We start from the raw sequence: 24,632 nt of genomic DNA on the forward strand, positions 1-24,632 counted from the left end.
GGGTCAGGCGCCCTCCTCGCGGCGTCGCTCGGCCTCCGCGCGGGCCTCGGCCCCGGTCTCCCCGGCGTAGCCCTCGTCGCGGCCGGCGACCCGGCCGACGAACTCGCCGGACTCGCCGGTCCCGGTGGTCGATCCGGCGTCGCCGCCCTTGCCCGGGACCCCGCCGGTCTCGCGGGAGTAGGCCAGGTGCGGGTCGGGCGCCACGTCCTCGGCCGCGCCGCGTCCGCGCAGCCGGTCCATCAGTCGTCCCAGGAAGGAGGTCATGCCGGTGGGGTACCTCCGGCGGCCGCGCTCACACGTCCGGGACGGCCACCGGGCGCGGGTCCCGGCGCCGGACGGTGCGGGTGGCCTCCTCGACCGCGGCCGGGACCGGTCGGCGCTCGACGATGCCGAGCGGGCCGTCCGGTAGCGGCGGCCGCGTGGTCGGGCGCTGCGGACCCAGCAGGTCAGGCGTAGTGGCTGCGGAGCCCGGCCTCGAGCTGCTCCAGCGACCGTCCGCGGGTCTCCGGGACCACCCGGTACACGAAGACGAGCGGGGAGCCCGATGGCGACGAGGACGAGGATGAACCAGGCCGTGGCGGTGCCGTCCGGCGGCAGCAGCGCCGACAGCCCGACGAGCAGGTGGAAGGTCGTGGCATCCCGACGGCCGGCACGATCGCGGGCAGCAGCGCCACCAGCAGCATGACCCGCCAGATCGCGTCGACCTCGTCCCGGACGCCGTAGACGGCCGCGTTCACCACGAACGCGGCGAACGAGCCGGAGACGATCGTGACCTCGTTGCGGGTGACGAGCCCGCCGCGGCGCTCCACCGGGGCGATCTCGGCGAGGTGGACCGGGACGGTGGCCGACGCGCCGCCGACGGCGAGGCCGAGGATGATGCCGGTGTCGTAGCCGAGGAGCAGTCCGCCGAAGGTGGCGACGACCGTGATCAGGCCGAGCCGCGACGAGTGCGGTCCCGGGTCTCGGGCGGCGGTCCGGTGGGGCGCCGGTCGCTCCGTGCATGGTCATGGGGTCCTCCGCGTCGAGGTGCGCGGCCGGATCCGGGTGGGTCGGGTGACCTCAGGCGTTGGTCGGGAAGCCGAGGTTCACCCCGGCGTGGCTGGGGTCGAGCCAGCGGGTGGTGACGACCTTGCCCCGGGTGAAGAAGTGCACGCCCTCGGTGCCGTGGGCGTGGGTGTCGCCGAACAGGGAGTTCTTCCAGCCGCCGAAGCTGTAGTAGGCCATCGGCACGGGCACCGGCACGTTGATGCCGATCATGCCGACCTCGACCTCGTTCTGGAAGCGGCGCGCGGCGCCGCCGTCGTTGGTGAAGATCGCGGTGCCGTTGCCGTAGGGGTTGGAGTTGATCAGCTCGACGGCCTCGGTGTAGGTCTCGACGCGCACCACCGACAGCACCGGGCCGAAGATCTCGTCGGTGTAGACGGTCATGTCGGTGCCGACGTGGTCGAGCAGGGTGGGACCGACGAAGAAGCCGGAGCCGTCGGCGTCGAACTCCCCCCGCCTGCCGTCGACGACGACGACGGCGCCCTCGGACTCGCCGGCGTCGATGTAGCCCGACACCCGCTCCTGGGCCGCCCGGGTGACCAGCGGGCCCATGTCGCAGGAGCGGCGGCCGTCGCCGGTGCGCAGGGCGCGGGCCCGGTCGGCGATCCTGGAGACCAGGGTGTCGGCGATGTCGCCGACCGCCACCAGCGCGGAGACGGCCATGCAGCGCTCGCCGGCGGAGCCGAACCCGGCGTTGACCGCCTGGTCGGCGGCGAGGTCGAGGTCGGCGTCGGGCAGCACGACCATGTGGTTCTTCGCCCCGCCCAGGGCCTGCACGCGCTTGCCGTGCGCGGTGCCGGTCTCGTAGACGTGGCGGGCGATCGGGGTGGAGCCGACGAAGCTGATCGACTTGACGTCCGGGCTGGTCAGCAGCGCGTCGACGGCGGTCTTGTCGCCGTTGAGGACGTTGAAGACGCCGTCGGGCAGGCCGGCCTCGGACCACAGCTCGGCGATCCACAGCGCCGACGAGGGGACCTTTTCCGATGGCTTGAGGACCACGGTGTTGCCGGTGGCGATCGCGATCGGGAAGAACCACATCGGGACCATGGCCGGGAAGTTGAACGGGCTGATGATCCCGACGACGCCCAGCGGCTGGCGGACCGAGTGGACGTCGACGCCGGTGGAGGCGTTCTCGGTGGCCGAGCCCTTGAGCAGGTGCGCGATGCCGCAGGCGAACTCGACGACCTCCTGGCCGCGCGCGACCTCGCCGGCCGCGTCGGAGAGCACCTTGCCGTGCTCGGCGGTGATCAGTGCCGCCAGCTCGGACGCGCGGGCGTTGAGCAGTTCGCGGAACCGGAAGAGGATCTGGGTGCGCTTGGCGAGCGAGGTGTCGCGCCAGCCGGGGAAGGCGGCCTTCGCGGCGGCGATCACCGCGGCGGCCTCGTCGGCGCTCGCGAGGGGCAGCTGCGCGGTGACCTCGCCGGTGGCCGGGTCGGTGACCTCGGACGTCCGCCCGGAGGTGCCCTCGACCCGCGCTCCCGCGACCCAGTGGTGGAGCGTCGTCTGCATCGTGCTCGTCATGATCGGCCCTTCTCAGCTGGTCGGGCGCCAGCGTCTCACCCGGCCCGGCCGGGGGGCGAGCCCGTGCTCCAGAGGCCGCCCCCGGCCGGCGACGACCTGCTCGATGGCGTCGACGGCCGACTCGAACGCCTGCACCGTGTCCTGCACGGCCTCCTGCACGGTCACGAACACCAGCGCGTCGAAGCCCAGGCCGAGCCGGTGCGCGTCGAGGTGGGCGCGGTAGCCCGCCTCGTCCACGTGCTGGGCTGCGCCCTCGTCCACACCGGCGTGGGCGTCGGCGCCCGCACCGTCCTGGCCGCGCGGCCCGTCGCGGCGCGCGTGGTGTCCCGGGGCGCGGGCGCGGCGATGGTGACCCTCGGCGCCGTCCCGCTGGCGTCGCAGCTCATTACGGTGTAATCCTGTAATCATCAATGCAGGAGGTGTGCGATGACAGGACGAGGACGCGGACGGGGTGGCTGGCAGCAGGCCGACCTACCCCCGGCCGACGACGCCGCGGCGTGGTTCACCGGACGGCTGCCCGACGGGTGGTTCACCGGCGCGCCGCAGGTGACGGTCGACCGGGACGAGATCGTCGTGGTGGGGGAGCTGCCCCCGCCGGGCGGCGACCACCCCGACACCGATGCGGGACGGGCCGACGCCGCGGCCGCCGAGGCCGGGCGGATCTCGCGGTTCCGCGAGGAGACCCGGGACCGGCGGATCGACATCGCCCGCCAGGCCGAGAGCCGCTACCGGCGCAAGGTCGCCTGGGGCGCGCGGGTCGGCGGGACCATCGAGCTGTTCACGACGATCTCGGTGCCGGTGATGACCCGGCTGCGCCAGCCCGAGCGGGCGGTGCTCGACACCCTCGTCGACGCCGGGGTGGCCCGGTCCCGGTCGGACGCGCTGGCCTGGTCGGTGCGCCTGGTCGGCCGGCACGCCGACGAGTGGCTGACCGAGCTGCGCGAGGCGATGGGACGGGTGGAGGAGCTGCGCTCGCAGGGCCCGGAGTGACCCCGCGCTGAGACGGTCGGCTGCAGCCGCTCGCCCGGACGTCGCGGCGGCTGCGGCCGTCCGCCGCAGCTGCGGGGCCGCCCGTCCCTCAGCCGGTCCGGTCGCGTGTGAGCGCGGCGGCCCCGGGAAGGTCCGGGTCATGTCGATCCTCGCGTTCGCACACCGGGCCCTGACCCGCCGTGCGCGGCCGGGCCGGGCGTCGGACCTGTGCTACTCGTGCATGCGTCCGGTGCAGTTCTGCGCCTGCCCGCCCCGCACCGCCCGCTGAGCCCCGGCCGGTCTCACCCGACCCGCAGCACGTCGCGCCGCGGGTCGAACTCCACTGCGCCCGTCGCGTGCAGCTCGCGCAGCCAGCCCGCCATGGGCCACCACCCCCAGCGGTGGTGGAACAGCCGGGCGTTGCCGACGATCTCGGCGATCCGGGCCGGGTCGGTCCGGGCCGGCGGATGGTGCTGGTGGTACGCGTGCGCCCCGCCCACCCACACAAGCTCCAGCCCGCAGGACAGCGCGAAGTCGGTGTCCTCGCCGCCGTAGCCGGCGTAGTCGGCGCAGAACCCGCCGCCGGCCCGCCACGCGTCGGCGGCGACGGCGAACGACAGCGACCAGAACAGCTCCCGGCGCGGCTCGGGGACCAGCGCCCCGTCGGCCGGCGCCGGGCGGGCCGGGTGCGGGTCGGTGTGGTGGTGCAGGTCCCGCTCCGGCAGCACCCCCGCCGGCAGGTAGGTGACCGGCCCGCACAGCAGCGCGTCCGGGCGTCGTGCCGCGGCGCGGAGGTAGCCGTCGACCAGGCCGTCCCCGGGCAGGCAGTCGACGTCGAGGAACACCAGCAGCGTCGCCCCGCCGGCGAGCGCGGCGCCCGCCCCGGCGTTGCGCGCCGCCGCCAGCGGCAACGGCCCCGGCGCGGGCACGCTGAGCACCCGGGTCGGCGGGCCCGCACCGTCGGTGGCGGGCTCTTCGCCCATCCCGACGACGACGTGGGTCACCGGCGGTCCCGCGGCGAGCACCCGGCGCTGGCGGGCGAGGTGGTCGGCGCGGCCGCGGACCACGGTGACCACGGCGACCCGGGCTCCGGGCGCGCTCACGCGGCGATCCGGTCGAGCACCGCGGCCGCGCGTTCCGCGGCCCGCCCGTCTGACCAGCGCGACCAGCCCGCCCCGCCGCGGGAGACCGCCTCGTCGAGCACCCCGGGCCAGTCGGCCGGTGCGGGCCAGCGGTCGCGGACCGTGGCGAGCCCGGCCGCCCGCAGCACCGCGCCGGTCGCGACCTGCTCGCCGTAGGGACGCTCGGCCGGGACGACGACGGCGGCGCGGCGCGCGGCGGCGATCTCGGCGACGACGTTCTGCCCGGCGTGCCCGACGACGACGTCGGCGTCCTGCAGCTCGGCCCACACCCCGCCCGTCCACCCGGCGCAGGTGAGGTTCGGCGGGGCGTCGCGCAGCGCGCCGGTGAGGCCGCCGGCGACCCGCCAGGTCCAGTCCGGGGTGGCGGCCGCCGCGGCGGCGAGTGCGGCCGGGTCGGCGCCGCCGTCGCCGCTGCCGGTCAGGACCAGCACCCGGCGCCGGCCCGGACCCGGGCGGGCGGTGCGGTCGTCGTAGCGGGACAGGCCGCCCAGGTGCACCGTCCGGCCGGTCAGCTCCGGGCGCCACGGCCGCGGCGGATCGGCGGGCCACGGCGCGAGCAGGACCTCCGCCAGGTCGTAGACGGTGCGGTGCGCCCGGTCGAGCCGCTCCCCGGGCTGCGCGACGACGGCGACCGGCACCCCGTGCAGCCGCGCCAGCAGCGCGATCTCAATCGACACGTCGGCGACGAGCAGCCGGGCCGGGCCCGCGGCGAGCAGCGCCGAGACCGCGGCGGTCCGGGCGCGCAGACCGTCGTGGTGGCGGGGCACCCAGTGCAGCGTCCCGCCCGCGGTCACGTCGGCGGTGCCGCCGGGGTCGGTGTCGCCGCCGCCGGTGTCGGGGGGCAGCTCGTGCCAGGCGCCGGGCCAGCCGTGCGGGGCGGGCCGGGACCCGACCCCGACGACCGGGGTGCGGCAGTGCGCGGCGATCGCGGCGGCGCGGTGGGCGTGCCCGCTGCCGTGGTGGTGCACGTAGTAGACGATCGTGCCGGTCGCGGCCCCCGTGCCGCCGGTGCCGGTGCCGGTCATGCCGCGGCCAGGGCCCGGTAGAGCCGCTCGTAGCCGTCGATCATCACCTCGGCCGAGCAGGTCGCCTCGGCGTGCCGGCGGGCGTCGGTACGGCGCAGCAGCGACGCCGCGCGGATCGCCTCGGCCAGCCCCTCGACGTCGCCGGGCTCGGCCAGCACCCCGCTGAGCGGGTCGACGATCTCCGGCAGCGCACCCCGGGCGAACCCGGCGATCGGCGTGCCGCAGGCGAGCGCCTCGGCGACGACGAGGCCGTAGGGCTCGTCCCAGCACGGCGACACGACGGCGACGGTCGCGTCCCCGACCAGGCGGGCCAGTGCCCGGTGGTCGAGGTGACCGACGTACTCGACGCCGTCGCCGAGCAGCGGGGCGACGCAGGCGTCGAAGAACCCCCGGTCCGGGCACGGCCCGGCCAGGCGCAGCCCGGTCCCGGCCAGCCGCGCCGCGCGGATCGCCTCCACCGGGCCCTTCTCCGGGACGACCCGGCCCGACCAGACCGGGACCCCGCCGCCCGGCCCGTACCCCCAGGCCGCGGTGTCGACCCCGTTGCGGACCACCGTCGCGCGGGCACCGGTCGGCGCCCAGGCGCGGGCGGTGTGCGCGCTGACCGCGGCGAACCGCAGCCGGTGCGGGTCGCCGAGCCGCACGGCGGACTCCATCCACGGCGTCGGCGGCGTGTGCAGCGTGGTCAGGACGGGTGCGTCGAGGGTGTCGGCCAGCGCGAGCGGCAGGTAGTGCAGGGAGTTGTTGTGCACCACGTCGTAGCGGCCGCGCTCGCGCGAGAGCGCCAGCAGCAGCTCCAGGTAGGAGTGGTGCTCGGCGAGGAACCACTCCGGAGGCATGCCGACGTCGCTGCGGGCGGCACGCGAGATCGGGGGCAGCACCGCCATCTCCCGGACCCGTAGTCCGGGGTCGGAACCGGGTGCGCCGAAGACGGTCACGTCGTGACCGCGGCGTCGCAGCCGGGACGCGAGCCCGGCGGTGTGCGCCTCGAGCCCTCCCGGGAACGGTTCACGGATCGGGTAGCGGGCGGAGGCGATGAGGGCGATCCGGGCGGTCAACGGTGGAAGGCGGACGGGATCATGGGTCGATACGCTCCGAGACTCGTAGGGCGGAACCGTGCGAGCTGGCGGCTGAACCCGGACGTTCCACCGATCATGCGGTGCCCCGAGGCCCCCCACAACTCGACCTTGGGCCCCCCGCCCGGCTACAGCCCCAGCAGCTCCAGGGCGTCGGCGTGCCGGGCCAGCCCGGCGTCCACCCATCCGGGGTGCGTGGCGTACCAGGCCCGTTGCGCGGCGGCGACCTCGTCCTCGCCGATCGCCCGGTCGGAGACGCACCAGTGCGGGCGCGGCGGCGCGTCCAGCCCCAGGGCGTCGACGACGTCGGCACGCAGCGGGGCCCGGATGCCGCCGAGCAGGGTGCGTCCGGGGTCACACACGACGCCCGGCATCCCGGCGGCGTCGAGGATCCGCCCGGCGAGCAGCATCAGCACCCCGTTGCCGGGGTGGTTGAGGGTGTGCGCGGCCGCCGCACCGAAGCCGGCGATCGCGTCGGACACCCCGGCGTCGGTGTCGCGGGCCTCCCGCCGGGCGAGCTCGGCGGTCCCGCGGCGGCCCACCTCGCGCAGCGCGTCCGGCGTCGGCGGCGGTCCCGGCTCGCGTCCCGCGGCGGCCGCGAGGGCCCGCAGGTCGTGGTAGGGCACCCCCGGCGGGACGGCGGCCGGGTCGGACGGGTGGCGCACGATCGCCGACCACGGGTGCAGCGCGGGATGGCGGATCACCGGCCAGCGCACGACGACCGCCCCCGGCGCCAGTCCGGCGGCGATCTGGGCGGTGCCCAGGGGCAGGTCGCGGTAGTCGTCGCGGACCGGCTGGGACGCCAGCAGCCGGGTCCGGGACAGCAGCCGGCGCAGGTGGGGCAGGTCCTCGGCGGTGAGCTCGTGCACCGGCGGGATGCGCACCGGGGAGACCGGCAGGCCGTCGACGGTGTCGAACAGCACCCGGACCGACTCGGCCTGGCAGTTGCCCCACACCAGGGCGAGCGGTCCCGGCGGCGGCGCCTCGAGGCCGTAGAGGACGCCGTAGTGGCGGCGGCGCGGATCGGTCACCCGGTCATCGTGGCCCGCGCGGTTGATCCGCGCCCGGACGGGCATCCCGGGGGACCCGAGGAGAGGAGCCGTCGCGTGCGCGTGGCGTCCGTGCCCACCGCCCATCCCTACGTGGCGTCGCTGCACCACCCCGCGGTGGTCCGGCTCCCGGACCCGCCGGTCCCGGGTGCCCGTCCGGGGGTGTGGTGGCCCTCGCCCTGGCTCGACGCCGACCACCTGCGCGCACACGCCGCGGACGTCGACCTGCTGCACGTCCACTTCGGCTTCGACGACCGCACCCCCGACCAGCTGCGCGCGCTCGTCGCGGCACTGGGGGAGACAGGTGTCCCGCTGGTGCTGACCGTGCACGACCTGCGCAACCCGCACCACGCCGACCCCGCGCCGCACGCCGCGGCCCTCGACGTGCTGGTACCGGCCGCCGCCGGGCTCGTCACGCTGACCCCGGGTGCCGCCGCGCGGATCCGGGAACGCTGGGGACGCGACGCGCTGGTGCTGGGGCACCCGGCCGTCGTCGGGCCGGAGTGGCTGCGCCGCCCCCGGCCCCGCCGCGCCGACGGGTTCGTCGTCGGTCTGCACGCCAAGAGCCACCGCACCAACGCCGACCCGGTCGGGGTGGCCCGCGCGCTCGCCGCGACCGCCCCTCGGGACGTCCGGCTGCGGGTCGACGCGCACGACGACGCGCGCGGCCGCGCCGTGGCGCACGCCCTGCGCGACGAGCCCCGCCTGGAGCTGCGGGTGCACCCCCCGTTCGACGACGACGCCCTCCACACCTACCTCCAGGAGCTCGACGTGTCGGTGCTCCCGTACCGGTGGGGGACCCATTCCGGCTGGCTGGAGGCCTGTCACGACCTCGGCACCACCGCGCTGGTGCCCGACGTCGGGCACTTCCGTGAACAGGCGCCCTGCCTGACCTACACCCTCACCGACGACGGTCCCGACCACGCCTCGCTGCGCGCCGCCGTCGCGCTCGCGCACCGGACCCGCCCGGCCTGGCGGGCCGACCCCGGCGACCGGGAACGGCGCCGCGCCGAGGTCGCCGACGCCCACGCCCGCGAGTACCGCCGCGTCCTGGCCGGGGCGGCGCGGTGACCGTCACCGTGCGGGTCGTCGCGCCCGGGGCGTCCGGGCACGGCGTGGTCCGGCACGCCGCCGCCGTCGCCGCCGCGGTGGCCGCCGACGGCGTCGTCCCGGTCGGCTCCGGCCAGGCCGACCTCACCCACGTCCAGTTCACCGACGCGCTGTGGGGCGCCGGTGTCGCCGCGGCCGCCGACGCCTTCGCCGAGCAGGCGCGGGTCCTGCCCCGGCCGCTGGTCGTGACCCTGCACGACCTGCCCGGCGCCGACCCCGACCCGGCCCGCGACGTCCGACGCTGCGCCGGGTACCGGCGCGTGGTCGCCGCCGCCGACGCGGTCGTCGTGTCCGCGGGGCACGAGGCCGACAAGGCCCGTGCGCTCGGCGCGGTCGACCCGGTGACCCTGCCGCTGCCGCTGCCGGTCGTCGTGCCCGCGGAGCAGGCGCCGGGCTGGGCGGGGCGCCCCACGCTCGGCGTGCTCGGATTCGTCTACCCCGGCAAGGGGCACGAGGCCGTGATCGACGCGGCGGCGGCGCACCCGGACCGGCCCGCGGTCGTCGCCGCAGGGGCGGTGTCCGACGGGCACGACGAGCTCGCCCGGTCCCTCGCCGGGCACGCCCGGTCCCGCGGGGTGGAGTGGATCCTCACCGGGCACCTGGAGCCGGCGGCGCTCGCCGCGGCCGCGGCGGCGGTCACCGTCCCGGTCGCGCCGAGCCGCACCGTCAGCGCCAGCGGCTCGCTGCTGGCGTGGCTGGCCCACGGCCGCTACCCGCTGGCCGCGGCCGGTGCCTACGCCCGCGAGGTCGACGCCGCCGCCCCGGGCGCGGTGGCGCTCTACGACGACGACACCCGCCGCGACGCCCTCGTCGCCGACGCCCTGACCCGGCCCGGCGCGACCCGCGGCCCGGTCCCGGACTGGCCGGACGCGGGCGCCGGGCACGCCGCCCTCTACCGGCGGATGGTCGCCCGGTGAGCGTGCCGGGGAACCGCTGGGACCTGCTCGCGCCGCACACCGGGCCGCCGCCGTCGGTGGGGGTGGTGGTGTGTCACTACCGCCAGCCCGCGCAGCTGGCCCGCACCGTCGCCGCGCTGCAGGCGCAGACCCGGCCGCCGGTGTCGGTCGTCGTCGCCGACGACGGGTCCCCGGAGCCGCCCGACCCGGCCGCGCCGGCCGGGCCGGTCCCGGTGCGGGTGGTGACCCAGGACGACCGCGGGTTCCGCGCGGCCGCCGCGCGCAACCGCGGCGCCGCGCAGGTCGAGGGCGACGTCCTGGTGTTCCTCGACGCCGACACCGTCCCCGGGCCCGGCTTCGTCGCGGCGCTCACCGCGCGGATCGCGGCGTGGCCGGACGTGCTCGCCGTCGGGCGTCGCCGGCATGCGGACCTGTCCGGCGCCGCCCCCGGCGACGACCCGGCCGCCGCGCCGCAGCTGCCGGACCCGGCCTGGCTCGCCGACGGCTACCGCCGCACACGCGACCTGCTCGACGCGTCGGGCACGGACTGGCAGCTGGTCATCAGCGCCGTGCTCGCCCTGCACCGCAGCCTGTTCGACGACCTCGGCGGCTTCGACGAGCGCTACGTCGGCTACGGCGGCGAGGACTGGGACCTGGCCTACCGGGCCTGGAACAACGGCGCGCTGCTCGTCCACGAACCGGCCGCGGTGGCCTGGCACGACGGCCCCGACTGGGGTGGCCGCCCGGAGGCCCACGACGCCGTCGGCGGTGGCAAGGACGGCGAACGCATCCGGATCGCCGCGCTCGTCCCCGACCCCGGCGTGCGCGGCGCACCGCTGCCCGGCGCGGTTCCGGACGTCCTCGCCTCCGTCGACGCGGACACGCACGGCTGGGAGCTGGTGGAGATCGTCGACGCGGTGCTGAACCAGACCCACCGCGACGTGCGGGTCCGGCTGCCCGGCGGCGACCCGCGGCTCGACGAGCTCTACCGCGGCGTCGCCGACACCGGCCCGTGGAGCCGCGACCGGCTGCGCCGCGCCCGGGCCCGGCTGCACGTCCACGCGCCGCTCCCGCCCGACGCGCTGGCCCGCGCCATGGCCCTGCTCACCGGCCACGACCTCGGCCGCGTAGAGATCGCCGGTGCGGACGGGCGGACCCTCGCCGCACTCGTCTCCACCCGGGCGGCGGGCCGGGCCCGGCGCGGGCGGGTCGACGACGCCGTCGCCCAGCACCGCGAGGGCGTCGCCACCCTGCTCGCCGGGATGCCGTAGCCCTACGGAGGCCCGACCGCCCCGGACGGCCCTAGCCTCGCCGGCATGACCGCACCAGCTGCCTCCCCGGTCCGCGGGGCCCGCCGCGCGATGATCGTCGCGGTGGTCGCCTCGCTGCTCGTCGCCTCGCTCTGCGGGATCGTCGCCCTGCTCGGCGGCGGCTTCGGTGACCTGCAGGCCCGGATCGTCGCGACCACGCTGATCGTCGCCGCGTTCGGCACCTCGGCGCTCTGCCACCTCGCCGTCGTCACCCGCGCCGTGCGGGCGCTGGGGTTCGCCGGTCTGGCGGCGAGCGTCGTCGCCGCGGGGGCCGCGCTGTGGCTGGTCTGGGGCGGCGACGGGCTCTTCGAGGGCGAGGGCGACGGCGACGGCTCGGTGCTGAAGACCCTGCTGGTGGCGACGATCGTCGCGATCAGCCTGGCGCACGCGAACCTGCTCCTGCTGCTCGCCGGGCGGCGCCGCACCGTGATCCGCGCGGGCCTCGGGCTGACCCTGGCCGCGATCGCCGTCGTCGCGACGATGCTGGCGCTGCCGGTGATCACCGACGGCGCGGTCGGCGACAGCGAGTGGTACTGGCGCTGGTTCGGCGTCGCGGGGATCGTCGACGCACTCGGCACGATCGCCCTGCCGGTCCTGGCCCTGGTCCTGCGCGGCCGGCGGCCGGAGCCCGCCCCCACCGCGACGGCCTCCCCGACTGCCTCCCCGACGGCCTCCGCGGCGGCCTCCGCGGCGGCCTCCGCGGCGGCACCCACCGCCGTGGTGACGGGTTCCGACGGCGCTCGGGACGACGGTGCCGGCACCCCGGGCGCGGGGGCGGACGGGGCGCCGGTCCGGATCGTCCTCGACCTGCCCGCGGACCTGGTCGCCCGGCTCGACGCCGCCGCGGACGGACAGGCGCGGGACGCCGCGGCGCTGCGCGTCCTACGCAACGCTCTGGTCCAGGGCTGACCGACGGATCCGCTGCCGCTGCCGGTGTCGGTCAGGCGGGCGTGTCCCTGCCGTGGTCGCCGTCGTCGGACCGGTCCAGCCGTGCCCGCCGCTCCTGCTCCCGGCGGCTGTAGGCGGCCTGGCGGACCGCGCCGTCGTCGGCGAACCCGGAACCCAGTGCCCCGGCGACCGTCCCCATGGACGTCGACAGCCAGGCGATCATGATCCAGTCGTCCGGTCCGGACTCGCGCATCAGCGTCGAGGAGAGGTAGTCCGGCGGGATGACGAGGACGGCCGCGACCAGCGTCAGGACGAACAGCAGCGCGAACATGACGAGCACCCCGCACGCCACCGTGATCACGGTCGACAGGTTCGACAGCAGCATCTCCTCGCGCAGTGAGCGGTGTCGCCGCGACTCCCACAGCCGGTTGTCGAGGATCAGCCACGCGGTCATCCCGACCAGGGCGATCATCATGACCGTCACCTGCCGGGCGGTCCCGAGCGCGGTCGCCAGCTCCCAGATGTTGGAGTAGAAGATCCCGAACGCGGCCCCGGCCGCCGCCGCGGCGATGGCGGGCGACAGGCTCGGCACCAGCCGCCACGGACGGTTGGCGCGGACCAGGCCGGCCAGCAGCCGGACCCGGCCGCGGAGCCCGGTCAGGGCGAGGCGGACGTCGACGTCGTCCTCCACCCCGCCGCTGCCGGCATCGGAGTCGTCCGCGGTCCCGCGACGGGCGGGGTCCGGGTCAGCGCGTCGCCGCCCGCGGTCGCGATCGCGGTCCTGGTCGCGGTGGTCGCCGTCGGTCCCGGCTCGTGATCCCGAGTCGATCCGGGTCAGCGGCCCCGCATGACCGGTGTCCGGCGCTCCGGCCTCCCCGGCACCCGGGCGGTCGGGGGGCACCAGGTGCCCGGTCACGAGACGGACCACCGTGTCGCGGCACCGCCGGTACTGGTTGATCGCGCCCAGCGCGGGCAGCGACACCAGACCCACCCGGTGCCCGGTCCCGCCGTCGGCGACGACCGGGTCCGCCCCGGAGCGGCGCGGCAGGTCGGTGAGCAGCACGACGGCGTCCGCCCCGTCCCGCTCGCGCACCCGGTCGCCGATGTCGAGAGCAGGTAGCGCGCCGCGCTCGTCCAGGACGATCGGCTCGTCGGCGACGCGGACCTCCCAGCGGGTGTCGTCGTGCGCCCCGAGCGCGGCGGGCAGGTCGCGGACGAGCCGGTGGGCGAGCTCGGTCGGCAGCCCGGGGTCGGCGACGAGGTCGAGCACGGTGGTGCGGGTCGCGTCGGTCACGGCGCGCGAGGCTAGTGCCTGGCGGTCGCGGCGGGGCGGTGGGTACGACACCGGGTGGCGGCCGATCGGGCGGGGCGAGCCGGTCGGTGGAGGTGCGGTCGGCGGAGGTGCGGTCGGTGGAGGTGTCATCCACCGGGGCGGGTCGGACGCGGTGTCAGGCCGCGGCCGCCGGGGCGGCGACGGGAGGCAGGAGCGCGTCGAGGATCGGGCCGGGGTCGAGGCGGTCGCCGTACCAGTCGGGGGTCAGGGTGTCGCGGTCGATGCGGAGCCGGGCCCGGGTGTTGATCTCCAGGAGGGTGTCGGCGCTGCCGTCCAGCGGGGCTCCGGTGGGACGGACGACGGTGCCGTCGGGGCGGTGGAAGGTCCAGGTCTCCCCGGGCGGCCCCAGGATCACGTAGCCGTGGTCGTGCACGAGCCGGTGGTGGAAGCTGCACAACAGCACGAGGTTGCATCCTCTTCAATAAGGTGTGGTCACGGCCACCCGGCACAGCCCTCCCCAGGGGGTGGGGGGTCCGTCGTCGGCCGGAGCGGAATGGCGACCCCGGACCAGGCAGGAATCTCGCGCGGCGTAACTGGCGAGTTGGGCTATGCCTCTACGTCGCCCTCGGCGAGCCGTCGGGCGGCTGCGGCTGCTTCGGCGAGGCCGCAGGGCCAGCGCGGCGCCAGCGTCGCCGACCGGCATCCGGCGCACCGGCCGTAGTCGTCGGCCTGGTGCTCGGCGAGCAGCGACCGGTACAGCGTCGGATGATCGGCCAGCATCCGCGCCAGCGGGCCGGGACAGTCGTCGGACATGACCCCACCCTCCCGTCTAGTACATAGACATGTCTAGAGTGAGACAGGTGGGGACAGAGGGCACCAGGGCGCGGGACTGCGCCTGGTGCAGCGAGCCGGGCATGTGGCCCGATCGCTGCTTCGAAGGTCCGGGAGCCGACCCGGTGTGCGCAGAGATCATCGAGGGCAAGTGCTCGATTGATGCCGACCACCGGCGATGCCAGCCCGAGACCTGCGAGTGGGCGGCGGACTGGCATGAGCCGGTGCGAGAGGCAGGCCAGCGCGCGGCGGCCGATGCCGGTGCCGTGTGGGCTGTGGTGAGCACCCTCGGCGGCGTGCGGGTTGTCGGGACCACCGACCATCTCGGGCGGGCCAAGAGCCTCCTACGGACTCCTGAGGCCAAGCGACACGGGATCACCGGCGCAGCCGCCAAGGGCGTGGTCTACATCGTGCGCGGGTCCGACGGCGGCTTCTTCTAACCCTCGCGCACGAACCAGCCGATACCGGGGCGCGACTCGATCACGCCGTCATCACGCAGGTTCTCCAGGGCCCGCCGAGCGGTCATCCGCGCGACGCCGTAGGTCTCGCAGAGCGTCTTCTCCGACGGCAGCTTCGCACCCGACGGGTAGGCGCCCTTGGCTATCGCGTCGCGCAGCCGGTCGGCGATCTGACGCCACGGAGGGTCCTTCGGCCGCTCCAGCGGCCCGGGGTCAATCACGATCACTCCCTAGACAGGTCTGATGCTGGACAACCTACTAGCGAGTGATCCACGAGCCGGTCCGACGCTCGTAGCCTGCACAGATGGCCCGCCCTCGTAAGCCCGAAGCGCTGCGCCGCCTGCACGGTGACAAGCTGGACCGGTTCAACCCCGACGAGCCGACACCGCTGCACGGCGACGAGCCGGTGATGCCCGACGCGATGTCCGAGGCCCAGCGGGCGGAGTGGAACCGGACCACCCGCCACCTGCGGGCGATGGGGATGCTGCACGCCGCCGACGGGCCGCTGATCCTGGCCTACGTCGTAGCCGTGGAGAAGCTCGACCGGCTGCGGATCAAGATGACGACCGAGCCGGAGGTCGTGCGGAACCCCTCCAACGGGATGCCGATGGAGAACCCGGTGTTCGGGCAGTGGTTGAAGACCACGTCGAAGATGGAGGCCCTGAGCAACAAGCTCGGCCTGAACCCCTCGGCCCGCTCCGGAATCCGGGCGACGATCGCGAAGCCCGCAGCCGTCCCGGTCAGCGGTGGAGATCGGTTCTTCGGGGCCTGACTGTCGGAGGGCGGGCCACGGTCCCGACCATGGCCGTTGCTGCGCTCGTTGTCTCGATCGTCGCTCTCGTCGTGAGCTTGCTGGCCCTCGGCTGGCAGGTCTACTCGTGGCGACGCAGTGGCCCGGACCTGATGTGGGCCTGACCCACATCAGCGTCGTCGACACGCCGCGCACCATCACTCTGATCCGCGAGTTCTCTTTTCGCACGCCCACCGACTGGAAGTTCGTGCTGTGGAAGCCGATGCCGATCTCGGACTCGATCGAGGAACCACTAGTACCCGGGCATGAGTGCACGCACTACTTCAGCGCCGCGTGGATACGGGAACGGTGCGTTGAGAAGGGAGTTCGGCTCGACGCTCTACGGCCACAGGTTCGCCTGGGCACCGGCAAGGTCGTCGTGGGCAGGAAGAAGGTCCGGCCCGCTCACCCGGAGTAGCCACCGCCCCGGGCCTTCGACCACGGGACCCGGGGCGGTGGTTCGGCGCTCACCGGCCTGAAAGGGGTAGGGCCGGGAGCGCACGTCTACTCGTCGTCCAGGGTGACCTTCTGGATGGCCTCGGCGTGGGGGAAGCCCCAGGAAACCCGCATGATCGCTCGGACGGCGAGGCGGTCGCTGGTGAACAGGGCATCGCGGGAGGTCTCCACGGTGGCGTCCTGGCGGACGACGATGACCGCTCGCTCGGCGGGGATGCCCCAGACGATGTTGTCGGCGATGAACTCCGAGACCAGGATCGGCAGACCCTGCACCGTGCGACGTGTCGGGACGGTGGGGTCCTGGCCGAGCAGCGGGGTGTTGAAGTTCGTCCCGGACTTGATCGTCGCCAGCTTCAGCGCGGTGGCGGGAGACGCGGCGAAGGAGGTCAGCTCGGTGCCGACGACCTGGGCCTGGCTGATCGCGGCTGCGGCCCAGTCGACGTTGTCGTAGCCACCGGCTACGGTGCCGACCCCGGTGACCGCGGGGAGTCCGGGAGGTGCCGGAGCAGACAGTGTGGCGCCGAAGAAGCTGCGGTCGATCTTCTTGGCGAGGTCACGGGCCAGACCGTTGCCGACGGCCTGCGCGGCCTCGGGTGAGGAGTCACCGGCCAGCTCGGAGGTGATCGCGGTGATCCCGGCCAGCTTCGCCGGGACGATGCGCAGCTCGCCCAGCGCCGGGTCGGACAGCGCGATCTCGTCGCCCTCGTTGACCCACGCCGTGGCGGGGTCGGTGTTGACGATCGGGATGCGGTAGGTGCGGCTGGCGGTGTCGACTACCGTTGCAGCCTGCATCGCGACGGACGCACGCTGGGTGGGCTTGATCAGGAGATCGGCGACGTCCTCAGGACGGAGGATGGGTGCACCGGTGGTGCCGTTGACGGTCACAGGGGACTCCGGAATGCGCGATGGGAATCGCGCTTCCGGCCGGGCGAACATCGCTCCGGACGCCGGTGGCCCCGTCCCGGGGCCGTGGCGAACTACAGGACAGGTGACCGGCCCGGACTACCTCTCGGTAGCGGGCCGGTCACGGACTGATCATCTCACGATCGCAGCAGCTTCGACCACGTCGTGGCCGTCCCCGACCCTCCTGTGGGGCGGTGGTTCATGTCCATCGAGCCGTGCTTGCGTCGCCAGTGCGGACGGCCGTCGAGCGCGGAGTCGATCAGCGCGGCCATGGCCCCCTGGTCGAGGGTGCCGTCGTCGTTCCAGACCTCAGCCCGCTGCTGGGGCGTGGTCACGAGCAGCAGGTCACGCGGCTCGGCCAGGTGCCGTTCGGCATGGCGCATGATCTCGGCGTTCTGCATGGTCTCCACGCGACCGTTGAGGGTGTCGCGTTCGGATCGCAGCTCGTCGCGCTCGGCCCGGACCTGTTCATCGCGGGAGGCCTTGTCGCGGTGCGCACGGCGCTCAGAACGGGTCCCACGGCTGCCTGCATCCTGTTGATCGGCCTGCGGGGCCGGGTCCTCCGCAGACTCGGTGGCGGTGTCGGGCGGGTCGTCGGTGCTCCACGCCTGCGCGGTGTCCTCGGCGTCGCTCATGGGGTGTTCACCTCCGCGGCGTGGGCCGAGGCGGCGGCGGACAGCATCAGCGCACGGCCCAGCGCCTCGGCCTCGGGTGCTGCCATCTGACGGGTCTTGCCCTCGCCGTAGGTCATGGTCACGACAGGGCGCGGTGCAGTCCACGCGCCGGGCTCGACACCGATGGAGGTCTCGAAGCGCTCGATGCCTTGCTCGATCAGCACCGTGCCGGATTCGGTGTCGACGGTCGTGACGGGGCCGACCTGCATGCGCTGGACGGACTTGTTCTGATCAGGCATCGGTGCCCTCCTGCTTGATCTTCCGGATGGTCAGGTCCCCGGGCAGCTCGGTGTAGACGATCTCCTCGGTGCCGTCGTCACGGACGACCTTGTCGCCTCGGTAGAGCTTGCCGTGCTTCTCCTCCACGTCGTCGTGGTTCGCCGGGTCGGGGGTGGTGCTGGTCATGGGTGTCCCTTCTGTTGAAGCTGTACGAGCAGGCCGCCACCGGTGGGCACGGCTTCGATCCGCACGGCGAAGCCCTCGTTGATCAGCGCGGCCAGATCGCTGACGGCTGTGGTGTCGAGGTGATCGGGCTCAACGGCGTAGGTCCAGGTCATGCCATCGGTCCAGCGCCACGGATCGTGCAACCAGGAGGGCCGGTCCAGGGGATACAGACGCCGCAGGACCGCCGTCGGACCATCGGGGTCGGTCCAGCCCGGCTGGATCGGGTACGCAGCGGTCATCAGCCCTCCCCGTTGACCACACGCTCGGTGAACCATGCAGAGCGGGCCAGCGACGGGTCGTAGCCACGGGCCATCAGCTCCTGCTCGCGCCGGATGTAGTCATCCTCATCGGGCGCGGAGACGGTGAACAGTCCGGCGACCTTGTGGAACCGGCCCAGGCGTCCTGGCTCGTTGCGCTCGACGACGTCCATCGTGAAGGTGCCGTCGCCGTGGTCGGTGATCCTCGGCCGAGCGCTGGCCTCGATGCCGAAAGGGTTGCGCTGCGCGCAGGACTCGCAGTCATCGGGCTCCACGGCGAAGGCCTCGGGGGAGCCGCAGCGGGTGCATCGGGTCATGGGGTTCAGTCCTCTCTGTAGGGGGAGTCGGTGCCGGATGGGTAGGCGCAGGACCGGCACCATCCGTTGATCAGTGGGTAGGGGCTGGACCGATCGCAGTGGTTGCAGACAGCAGCCCCATCGGGGCCATCTACGGGGCCAGTCACGCGGGGGGCATCTGAGGGATGGCCCGAATGGCCCGAATGGCCTTGACCTGCTGTTCCGGGGCTCTCGTGAGGCTCATTGGGGCCATCGGGGCCACGTACTGGAACTCCCCCCGCGCGATGGCCCGAATGAGGTTCGTCGAACGCCCACGTCGCGCCCCTCTGGAACCCCGTGCGCTTGGACGTCACCCCGGCGCGGAGCCTTGCCCGCTTCAGCGTCCGCTCGGGGATGTCGACGTTCCTGGCGGCCGACACCACGTCGGAGAACGGCGCCGAGCCGCCTTGGTCGAGGAGGTAGTCCCTGATCCACTTCACGGTGAAGTCACGCTCGGCGGACTCATCCGGGTCGGTGTCGGCCTTCGCCTCGCGCAGGATGTCGCCCACCGACCGGGCTGAGGCGCCGGTGAAGTCGAACCGCACCGACGTGGCTGTGCCCTTACGGGTCGGGATCTCGATCGGTGTCAGGGCGTAGGACAGCGACGGTAGGTCGTCACGTCCCAGGCTGTTCTTGGTCTGGGTCATGACCCGGCCCTCATCGTCGCGAGCGAACCCGAAGATCGCTCGGGCGACGTTCTTGAACGCACCGGAGGCCGTGATCATGTTGGAGACGTCGGTGCCCGAGGACTTGTTGAAGTGCGCGATACCGAGCACGACCGCGCCGGTTCGATCTGCGATGCGCGACAGCGGGTCCAGAGCGCTGCGGACCTCGCGCTCCTTGTGGGTGTCGATCTTCAGGCCGATCACCGACATCAACGGATCGACGACGACGAGCGCGACGTCGTTGGCGATGATCTCGGCTTCCAGCAGGTCGTTGTCGTGCGGCAGGGACAGCGCACCGTCGGCTTCTTCCTCGGTGACGACGTCGAACCGGCCGATCAGCGATAGGTCTGCCTCGGCGGCGATCAGTCGTGGCACCAGGGTGTGCGCCCATGAGTCCTCGACGGTCACGTACAGGACGCGACGCGGAGTGCCGTGCAGGTTGCCGGGCAGAGTGCCCCGGCTGATCTTGGCGCCCATCGTGATGCCGAACGACGACTTGCCGGTGCCCTCCCGCCCGGCTGCGATGACCTGAGTACCGGCCGCGATCCGGCCCTGTCCCTCGTCGAGCCACGCCCATGTCACCGGCTCCGGCTCGATCTCCGATGCCCACGTGATGCGAGACCGGCGCCCGGTCGCCGGTGACTCGTTCTCATCTCGAAGGTCGTCGAAGCCGTATCCAGCCTCCACGTGGTCGGTGACGTCCTTGCAGCCCTGAACCGGATGCAGGACCCGAACGCTGCGGGCGACGCCGCGCAGGCTGCGGACCACTTGATCGCTGTGCTTGCGTCCCGGAGCGTCCTGGTCGGGGATCACCACCACGTCCTTGCCACGCAGGTGCTCGGCGTGGGCCGTCTTCCACTTGCCCGCACCCCCGGCGTTGCACGTGGCGACGTCGCCCCAGACGCGCTCGACGGTGTCGGCGTCGCGCTCGCCTTCGACGACCATGACCCGCTCGGCATCCGCGATCTTGTCGGCGTTGTACGGCAGCGACGTGGCCTCTGGGCTGCCACCGGACTCCCAGTGCTCGCCGACCTTGCGCTGTTGGTGGAACCTCTTCCCGCGCCGCCGGACGACCTTGAACGACTCCGACCCGTCCGGGCGCCGGTAGACGTACTCGGCAGGAGCGGCCGGTGACGACCGGCTGGAGGTCGCGGGCGAGTGGTTGTTGTCGGGGAAGAGGTCGGCCATCGTCAGGCCGAGCCCGGCCACCACGTCTTCGGTGTCGCAGTGGGCTCGGCACACGAGCAGGGCCCGGCCGTCGTCGCCCTCGCTCACGCCCAAGGAGGGCGTCCGGTCGTCGTGTGCGGGGCACTGCACCTGGTAGCCGTCAGATCTGCGTTGGATCCTCAAGCCGAGCGTTTCGGCCTTGCGCAGGACGATGTCGATCGGTACTTCCTGGTCAGTCACGTTGTCGGGGTCCTCGTGTCGCGGACCGGACCGCTAGGCTGGCGATGCTCAGGTGGTAGAGCAGGCAGCACGGTTCCGGTCAGGGGGCGTGTTCGTGTTCTGGCGCGGCGGGTGGGGTGCAGCTACCCCGCCCGCCGTCGTCGTTCCGGGGTGCCTACGGCGGGGAGCAGGACGCGGAGCCGTTCGATGGCCTCGTCGGACAGCCGCGGAGCAGCAGCCACTTCGGTCCGGATCCGCGCGTCGGTCGCTACGGCTCGGCGCAGTAGCGGGTCATCGGCGGTGTCGAACAGGTCGGCGGTAGCGCAGCCCAGTCGCTTCGCCAGGGCGCGGACGACCACGGGCGAGGGCGTAGATACCCCGGTCTCGTACTCGGCGATCTCAGCGGCGTCGAGCCCGGCCCCGATCAGCGCACCCAGGGCAGCGCGGCTGTATCCGCACGCCTGTCGACGGGTCTCCAGCCGGGAACCGAGGAAGGTCACGACGAGACCCGGGCCTTCATGATGAAGTCGATCAGGTCGGACTCCAGGAACAGCACGCGCCGTCCCATGCGGACATGCGGCAGCTCGCCGGAGTCCTTCTTACGCCAGATGTGCTTGGTCGAGACGCCGCAGTAGTCGGCTGCCTCGTCGACGTTGAGTAGGGCCGCCGGAACCCTGCTGACCTGCGTGTTCACGACGAGCAGAGTCCTCGAAGGACCGGCTAGGAACAAGCAGGACGAAGATCGTCTTTGACAGCCGGGTTAGGCTACGCGACGCGAGGCGCCCCCGGGCGCCGAGAGTCGCGATAGTCCGTCTCTCCGGTGGGTGAATCGGTGTGCGCCCTGCACGGGTGACGTTCTAGACCTTCGGCTCGATGGCGACCCGCTGCTCCGGGTCCACCCGGTGCCCTCGTGTCGGCGAGCGCAGGACGGTCACCGACACCAGGAACCGCACGACCTCGCGCTTGGTCGGCATCGGCGCAGCGGCCCAGCGCTCGGCGATCGTCCCGGGGCCTGTCAGTAGCGACCGCAGTGCCGGGGGCGTCGTCGACGCTCGGACACGGGCCTCGGCGTCGTCGATCTGGGCTTGGATCTTCGGCTCGATCTGGGCGAGAGCCCTCGCGCTGATCTGACCGGTCGCAGCGGCGTCGTAGTGCTCATTGAGACGAGCCTTGAGCCGTGCCACCTCGTCCCGGGCCGCTGCGACCTCGGCGTCGTCGGTGTCGGCGGCGCAGAGCCGATCTTCGTGCTCTTCCAGGTAGTCGATGATCCACTCGGTCACGTAGACGTCGAGATCGTCCTTGCCGATCCGGAGGTGGTTCGCGCCCTTGCAGGCGTATGTCGCCCGACCGTTGGCCGTGGTCCGGAAGGTGACGCACATCGGGTTCCCGCAGACCGCACCGTCGGCCCGGACGGCGCCACAGGTGGCGATCATCGACAGTAGGTACTTGGCCTTGCCCGGCTTCGTCGTCACGCGTCGGGGGTCGGTCAGGATTCGCTGCACCGCGTAGAACGTGGACTCATCCACCAGGGCAGGCCAGTTCCCGACCGTCCGGGTGCCGTGGTGGGTCCGGACCGCGATGTAGGTCGGCGACGTCGCCAGCCCTCGGACCACCTGAGGCGTCCACGGCACACCGGTCACCGTCGGAGCGTCGATGTGCTGCGGGCCGTAGTGGTCGGGTTCGAGTCGGGCCCGGCGGTTCAGCTCGTTCGCGACGGCTCGCATCGACTCGCCACGTGCCAGGGCATCGAAGATGTAGCGAACCACAGCCGCCTCGTAGGGCTTGGGCCGCTGCTCTCGGAACGCCTTGCTGTGGGGGTCGTAGACCCGTTCGTAGCCGTACGGGATCTTGCCGTGCGGTTTGCCCGCTGCGGCGTTCGCTGCGGCGTTGCGCTTCACGCGGGTGGACACCTTCCCGCTCTCGTACTGGGAGTCCACCGCATCCTCTAGCAAGGTGCGTTCGTCCCGACTGTTGGCCGGATCGTAGGTGCGTCCGTGCGAGGTCACATAGATCAGGACGTGGCGCTCCTGGCAGACCTCGATCAGGCGACACCACTCCGAGACACGTCGGGACCCTCGCGAGGACTCCCACAACATCAGGATGTCGAACTGCCCCCGGTCGAGATCGGACAGCAGCCGGGCGAACTCCTCCCGCTCTCGCGTGGCGTAGCGGCTGGCAGAGCGGTTGTCATCGCGGTAGGTCGCGGTCAGCGCCCACCCGTCGCGCGCATGATCGGCCATGGCCCGCGCGTTGTCGGTGCCCTGCTCGTCGGTCGACCGGCCCTGTCCGCTCTTGTCCAGGCTGACCCGTAGGTACTGCGCAACCCGCACCGTTGGGGCATCGGTGCTGGTCACCGGGGCAAGAGTCGCCGTCATGGTCGAAGACCCTAGCAGCACCCTAAGGAAGAGTCTGCTTGTCGACGTCGGTGGGGCCTGCGTGCAGCCAGTGCCGGACGTGGTGTGCGTGCAGGTGACGGGTGTGCGCGCAGCCGGGGAACCGGCAGCCGGGGCTGCCCTCCGCGGCACCCACGGCGGTGAGCGCGGCGATCTGGGCCGGGCTGGCGAGCCGCCGCGACCGGCCCAGGTACAGGCGGTTCGCCTGTCGGTCGGTGAGCAGGACGCGGGCCCGCGCGTCGCAGGCGAGGCGCTCGGCCGTCGGCGCGGGGATCTCGGGGCCGCCGTCGAGGCGGGCCGTGCCGGTGGCGGCGTCGACGACGACCGTGACTAGCGTGTCGGGACGGGACACGACCGGTCCGCCGGTGTCGTCGCCGGCGCGCGTGGCGAGGTGCAGCAGGGCGTCGGCGCGACGGGCGGCCAGCGTGTCGACCACGGCGCCCGGGGCGTGCTCGGCGGCCTCGCGGGCCCGCTCGTGGGGACCGACCCGTGGGTCGGGTTCGGGGGACGACGCCGCGGTCGAGGGGGCCACGGCGACGACGTGTGCCTCGATCGCGGCGATCAGGGCCGCGCCGTCCTCGGGGGTGAGGCGGGCGCGCAGGACGAGCGAGCCGTCGGTGTCGTGGTGCCAGCTCACACTACGCAGGGCCGCGATGTCCGCGGGCGGTGCGACGCGGCGACGGGCCGCACGGACCACGGTCTCGACGTGGCTCGCGGTGCCGGTCAGGGCGAGGTCGAGCAGGACCTGCTCCGCGGTCGGGCGCGCGGACGCCGGCGACGGGGCGTCCGCGTCGAGGCCGGTCGCGTCGGTCGGGCCGCGGGTCGGTCGCTCGGGCGCGGGTGGGGCGTCCTCGGCGCCGTGCGTGGCCGGGTCGGGGCCGCCACTGTGAGCGGCACCCGGCACGGGCCCGGAGGCCCTGTGTGGTCCGGTTCCCGCGGGGGTGCCGGTGCCCGAGGCGGGCTCGGTCCCCGGCACGGGCTCGGTCAGCGGGGCGGTGCCGGGGGCGAGGTCGGCGGTGCGGTCGCCGGCCGGAGGGCCGGTGGTGAGGTCTGCCTCGGGGCGGGTGGATGCAGCGGTCCGGGGTGGGGGAGCGGGCGGGGTGGCCGCCGGTGGTGTCCGGGTGGCGGTGATGCGGTCGAGGACGGAGTCCTCGGCGCCGGCGAGACGGGTGATCGCGCGGACCTTGGAGTAGGAGATCCGGCCGGCCGCGAACGCCTCGGTGATCCGGGGCAGCCGGGTCAGCGCGTGCGCGACGCGCAGGTGCTCGGTCGCGGTGCGCAGGCTCATCCCTGCGCGCCAGGTCAGCCAGTGTGCGCAGGACCGGACGCCGACGCCGCACCAGCCGCCGCGGTCGTCGAACTCGGCGAGCAGGCGCAGGAACCGGCACTCGGCGGCGGCGATGTGGCCCGCGAGGCCGAGGAGCTCCGCCTCGAGGTCGTACAGGCTGAGCGTCGAGCCGCGGGACGGGGCGGCGGACGGGTCGGGGGTCGGGTTCACGGCGCACTCCCTGTCATCGAACTGATGTTCGTGTCAGTGTGGTCGGGGGGTCCGACAGTCTCGGCCGATCCCGGTGGGCCGGGGCCGTCGCGGAGCGTTCCGCGGAACGCTCCGGACGACGAGATGGGCGTCCCCGTCGGCCGGGCTGCTCCGTCCGTCTCCGGCCGGTCGGCCGGTCGTCGTGGCGGTCTCCCGGGCGCACCCCGCCGACGACGAGCACTGTCGTGCGCGAGACCCGC

The 24,632-nt window shown here is 74.0% G+C and carries 33 protein-coding genes; 10 read left to right on the plus strand and 23 right to left on the minus strand.

The features are described 5' to 3' along the window. Nucleotides 1-3: 3 nt before the first annotated feature. The 4 genes from WHI96_RS19940 to WHI96_RS19955 all read right to left on the minus strand — a co-directional run bounded on the left by WHI96_RS19940 (nucleotide 4) and on the right by WHI96_RS19955 (nucleotide 2,802). On the minus strand, nucleotides 4-264 hold the full coding sequence (locus tag WHI96_RS19940; protein WP_345644806.1) for a hypothetical protein: 261 nt from the start codon (nucleotides 262-264) through the stop codon (nucleotides 4-6). 182 nt (nucleotides 265-446) lie between these two features. Further along, the gene (locus WHI96_RS19945; protein ID WP_345645280.1) at nucleotides 447-932 is read right to left on the minus strand and encodes an MFS transporter; all 486 of its coding nucleotides are present in this window, start codon (nucleotides 930-932) and stop codon (nucleotides 447-449) included. A gap of 127 nt (nucleotides 933-1,059) precedes the next feature. Then, nucleotides 1,060-2,553 (minus strand): CoA-acylating methylmalonate-semialdehyde dehydrogenase, encoded by a 1,494-nt coding sequence (locus tag WHI96_RS19950; RefSeq protein ID WP_345645283.1) that lies wholly within the window; start codon nucleotides 2,551-2,553, stop codon nucleotides 1,060-1,062. A gap of 24 nt (nucleotides 2,554-2,577) precedes the next feature. Continuing rightward, on the minus strand, nucleotides 2,578-2,802 hold the full coding sequence (locus WHI96_RS19955) for a hypothetical protein (RefSeq protein ID WP_345644808.1): 225 nt from the start codon (nucleotides 2,800-2,802) through the stop codon (nucleotides 2,578-2,580). On the opposite strand from WHI96_RS19955, the gene WHI96_RS19960 reads away from it, so the two are divergent. The 3 genes from WHI96_RS19960 to WHI96_RS19970 all read left to right on the plus strand — a co-directional run bounded on the left by WHI96_RS19960 (nucleotide 2,803) and on the right by WHI96_RS19970 (nucleotide 3,823). Beyond that, nucleotides 2,803-2,961 (plus strand): hypothetical protein, encoded by a 159-nt coding sequence (locus WHI96_RS19960; RefSeq protein WP_345644810.1) that lies wholly within the window; start codon nucleotides 2,803-2,805, stop codon nucleotides 2,959-2,961. 30 nt (nucleotides 2,962-2,991) lie between these two features. After that, complete coding sequence (abmR, locus tag WHI96_RS19965) at nucleotides 2,992-3,555, plus strand: ATP-binding transcription factor AbmR (RefSeq protein ID WP_345644813.1); 564 nt, start codon at nucleotides 2,992-2,994, stop codon at nucleotides 3,553-3,555. Nucleotides 3,556-3,694: 139 nt separating this feature from the next. Continuing rightward, a complete protein-coding gene (locus WHI96_RS19970; RefSeq protein ID WP_255655334.1) occupies nucleotides 3,695-3,823 on the plus strand; it encodes a hypothetical protein in 129 nt (42 codons plus the stop codon). A gap of 13 nt (nucleotides 3,824-3,836) precedes the next feature. Here the strand turns inward: WHI96_RS19970 and WHI96_RS19975 are convergent, their stop codons facing one another. The 4 genes from WHI96_RS19975 to WHI96_RS19990 all read right to left on the minus strand — a co-directional run bounded on the left by WHI96_RS19975 (nucleotide 3,837) and on the right by WHI96_RS19990 (nucleotide 7,808). Further along, nucleotides 3,837-4,637, minus strand: coding sequence for a glycosyltransferase family 2 protein (locus WHI96_RS19975; protein ID WP_345644850.1), 801 nt, complete (start codon nucleotides 4,635-4,637; stop codon nucleotides 3,837-3,839). Next, nucleotides 4,634-5,701 (minus strand): glycosyltransferase, encoded by a 1,068-nt coding sequence (locus tag WHI96_RS19980; RefSeq protein WP_345644853.1) that lies wholly within the window; start codon nucleotides 5,699-5,701, stop codon nucleotides 4,634-4,636. Before WHI96_RS19980 ends, WHI96_RS19975 begins: the two co-directional genes overlap by 4 nt. Further along, complete coding sequence (locus WHI96_RS19985) at nucleotides 5,698-6,759, minus strand: glycosyltransferase (RefSeq protein ID WP_345644858.1); 1,062 nt, start codon at nucleotides 6,757-6,759, stop codon at nucleotides 5,698-5,700. Before WHI96_RS19985 ends, WHI96_RS19980 begins: the two co-directional genes overlap by 4 nt. Nucleotides 6,760-6,905: 146 nt before the next feature. Further along, on the minus strand, nucleotides 6,906-7,808 hold the full coding sequence (locus tag WHI96_RS19990; RefSeq protein WP_345644861.1) for a WcbI family polysaccharide biosynthesis putative acetyltransferase: 903 nt from the start codon (nucleotides 7,806-7,808) through the stop codon (nucleotides 6,906-6,908). Nucleotides 7,809-7,883: 75 nt separating this feature from the next. On the opposite strand from WHI96_RS19990, the gene WHI96_RS19995 reads away from it, so the two are divergent. Genes WHI96_RS19995 through WHI96_RS20010 form a run of 4 tightly spaced genes read left to right on the plus strand, consistent with a single transcriptional unit; the run spans nucleotide 7,884 to nucleotide 12,051 of the window. After that, a complete protein-coding gene (locus tag WHI96_RS19995) occupies nucleotides 7,884-8,897 on the plus strand; it encodes a glycosyltransferase family protein (protein WP_345644864.1) in 1,014 nt (337 codons plus the stop codon). Next, entirely contained in the window at nucleotides 8,894-9,853 is a 960-nt protein-coding gene (locus WHI96_RS20000; RefSeq protein ID WP_345644867.1) for a hypothetical protein, read from the plus strand. Before WHI96_RS19995 ends, WHI96_RS20000 begins: the two co-directional genes overlap by 4 nt. Further along, nucleotides 9,850-11,103 (plus strand): glycosyltransferase, encoded by a 1,254-nt coding sequence (locus WHI96_RS20005; protein WP_345644870.1) that lies wholly within the window; start codon nucleotides 9,850-9,852, stop codon nucleotides 11,101-11,103. The genes WHI96_RS20000 and WHI96_RS20005 overlap by 4 nt, the downstream gene beginning before the upstream one ends. A 45-nt stretch (nucleotides 11,104-11,148) precedes the next feature. Then, the gene (locus WHI96_RS20010; protein ID WP_345644873.1) at nucleotides 11,149-12,051 is read left to right on the plus strand and encodes a hypothetical protein; all 903 of its coding nucleotides are present in this window, start codon (nucleotides 11,149-11,151) and stop codon (nucleotides 12,049-12,051) included. A 31-nt stretch (nucleotides 12,052-12,082) separates the two neighbouring features. Here WHI96_RS20010 and WHI96_RS20015 read toward each other — a convergent pair whose 3' ends face one another. The 3 genes from WHI96_RS20015 to WHI96_RS20025 form a co-directional block, all read right to left on the minus strand. Next, nucleotides 12,083-13,324, minus strand: coding sequence for a hypothetical protein (locus WHI96_RS20015; protein ID WP_345644876.1), 1,242 nt, complete (start codon nucleotides 13,322-13,324; stop codon nucleotides 12,083-12,085). 154 nt (nucleotides 13,325-13,478) lie between these two features. After that, a complete protein-coding gene (locus WHI96_RS20020; RefSeq protein WP_345644879.1) occupies nucleotides 13,479-13,766 on the minus strand; it encodes a hypothetical protein in 288 nt (95 codons plus the stop codon). A 143-nt stretch (nucleotides 13,767-13,909) separates the two neighbouring features. Further along, a complete protein-coding gene (locus WHI96_RS20025) occupies nucleotides 13,910-14,116 on the minus strand; it encodes a hypothetical protein (protein ID WP_345644881.1) in 207 nt (68 codons plus the stop codon). Nucleotides 14,117-14,259: 143 nt separating this feature from the next. On the opposite strand from WHI96_RS20025, the gene WHI96_RS20030 reads away from it, so the two are divergent. Beyond that, nucleotides 14,260-14,574 (plus strand): hypothetical protein, encoded by a 315-nt coding sequence (locus WHI96_RS20030; RefSeq protein ID WP_345644884.1) that lies wholly within the window; start codon nucleotides 14,260-14,262, stop codon nucleotides 14,572-14,574. Here the strand turns inward: WHI96_RS20030 and WHI96_RS20035 are convergent. After that, nucleotides 14,571-14,813: a GntR family transcriptional regulator gene (locus WHI96_RS20035; protein WP_345644887.1), complete on the minus strand. Its 243-nt coding sequence runs from the start codon at nucleotides 14,811-14,813 to the stop codon at nucleotides 14,571-14,573. The genes WHI96_RS20030 and WHI96_RS20035 overlap by 4 nt on opposite strands. A gap of 83 nt (nucleotides 14,814-14,896) precedes the next feature. On the opposite strand from WHI96_RS20035, the gene WHI96_RS20040 reads away from it, so the two are divergent. After that, nucleotides 14,897-15,364, plus strand: a complete 468-nt coding sequence (locus WHI96_RS20040; protein ID WP_345644890.1) for a P27 family phage terminase small subunit — start codon at nucleotides 14,897-14,899, stop codon at nucleotides 15,362-15,364. Nucleotides 15,365-15,470: 106 nt separating this feature from the next. Next, on the plus strand, nucleotides 15,471-15,800 hold the full coding sequence (locus WHI96_RS20045; protein WP_345644892.1) for a hypothetical protein: 330 nt from the start codon (nucleotides 15,471-15,473) through the stop codon (nucleotides 15,798-15,800). 86 nt (nucleotides 15,801-15,886) lie between these two features. Here the strand turns inward: WHI96_RS20045 and WHI96_RS20050 are convergent, their stop codons facing one another. From WHI96_RS20050 to WHI96_RS20100, 11 genes are all read right to left on the minus strand, one after another. Continuing rightward, entirely contained in the window at nucleotides 15,887-16,723 is an 837-nt protein-coding gene (locus WHI96_RS20050) for a phage major capsid protein (RefSeq protein ID WP_345644895.1), read from the minus strand. Between the two features lie 155 nt (nucleotides 16,724-16,878). Next, entirely contained in the window at nucleotides 16,879-17,376 is a 498-nt protein-coding gene (locus WHI96_RS20055) for a hypothetical protein (RefSeq protein WP_345644898.1), read from the minus strand. Next, the gene (locus tag WHI96_RS20060; RefSeq protein WP_345644901.1) at nucleotides 17,373-17,654 is read right to left on the minus strand and encodes a hypothetical protein; all 282 of its coding nucleotides are present in this window, start codon (nucleotides 17,652-17,654) and stop codon (nucleotides 17,373-17,375) included. The genes WHI96_RS20055 and WHI96_RS20060 overlap by 4 nt, the downstream gene beginning before the upstream one ends. Further along, on the minus strand, nucleotides 17,647-17,820 hold the full coding sequence (locus tag WHI96_RS20065; RefSeq protein WP_345644904.1) for a hypothetical protein: 174 nt from the start codon (nucleotides 17,818-17,820) through the stop codon (nucleotides 17,647-17,649). Before WHI96_RS20065 ends, WHI96_RS20060 begins: the two co-directional genes overlap by 8 nt. Further along, a complete protein-coding gene (locus WHI96_RS20070; protein WP_345644907.1) occupies nucleotides 17,817-18,098 on the minus strand; it encodes a hypothetical protein in 282 nt (93 codons plus the stop codon). The genes WHI96_RS20065 and WHI96_RS20070 overlap by 4 nt, the downstream gene beginning before the upstream one ends. After that, nucleotides 18,098-18,433, minus strand: a complete 336-nt coding sequence (locus WHI96_RS20075; RefSeq protein WP_345644909.1) for a hypothetical protein — start codon at nucleotides 18,431-18,433, stop codon at nucleotides 18,098-18,100. The genes WHI96_RS20070 and WHI96_RS20075 overlap by 1 nt, the downstream gene beginning before the upstream one ends. Nucleotides 18,434-18,438: 5 nt before the next feature. After that, on the minus strand, nucleotides 18,439-20,523 hold the full coding sequence (locus WHI96_RS20080) for an AAA family ATPase (RefSeq protein WP_345644912.1): 2,085 nt from the start codon (nucleotides 20,521-20,523) through the stop codon (nucleotides 18,439-18,441). 122 nt (nucleotides 20,524-20,645) lie between these two features. Further along, a complete protein-coding gene (locus WHI96_RS20085) occupies nucleotides 20,646-21,002 on the minus strand; it encodes a helix-turn-helix domain-containing protein (RefSeq protein WP_345644915.1) in 357 nt (118 codons plus the stop codon). Next, nucleotides 20,999-21,196, minus strand: a complete 198-nt coding sequence (locus WHI96_RS20090; RefSeq protein WP_345644918.1) for a helix-turn-helix domain-containing protein — start codon at nucleotides 21,194-21,196, stop codon at nucleotides 20,999-21,001. Before WHI96_RS20090 ends, WHI96_RS20085 begins: the two co-directional genes overlap by 4 nt. 163 nt (nucleotides 21,197-21,359) lie before the next feature. Then, nucleotides 21,360-22,856: a recombinase family protein gene (locus WHI96_RS20095; protein WP_345644920.1), complete on the minus strand. Its 1,497-nt coding sequence runs from the start codon at nucleotides 22,854-22,856 to the stop codon at nucleotides 21,360-21,362. A 43-nt stretch (nucleotides 22,857-22,899) separates the two neighbouring features. Then, a complete protein-coding gene (locus WHI96_RS20100) occupies nucleotides 22,900-24,393 on the minus strand; it encodes a DUF222 domain-containing protein (RefSeq protein ID WP_345644923.1) in 1,494 nt (497 codons plus the stop codon). Nucleotides 24,394-24,632: the final 239 nt, after the last annotated feature.

Source organism: Pseudonocardia tropica, from assembly GCF_040105315.1.
GTDB lineage: Bacteria > Actinomycetota > Actinomycetes > Mycobacteriales > Pseudonocardiaceae > Pseudonocardia > Pseudonocardia alni.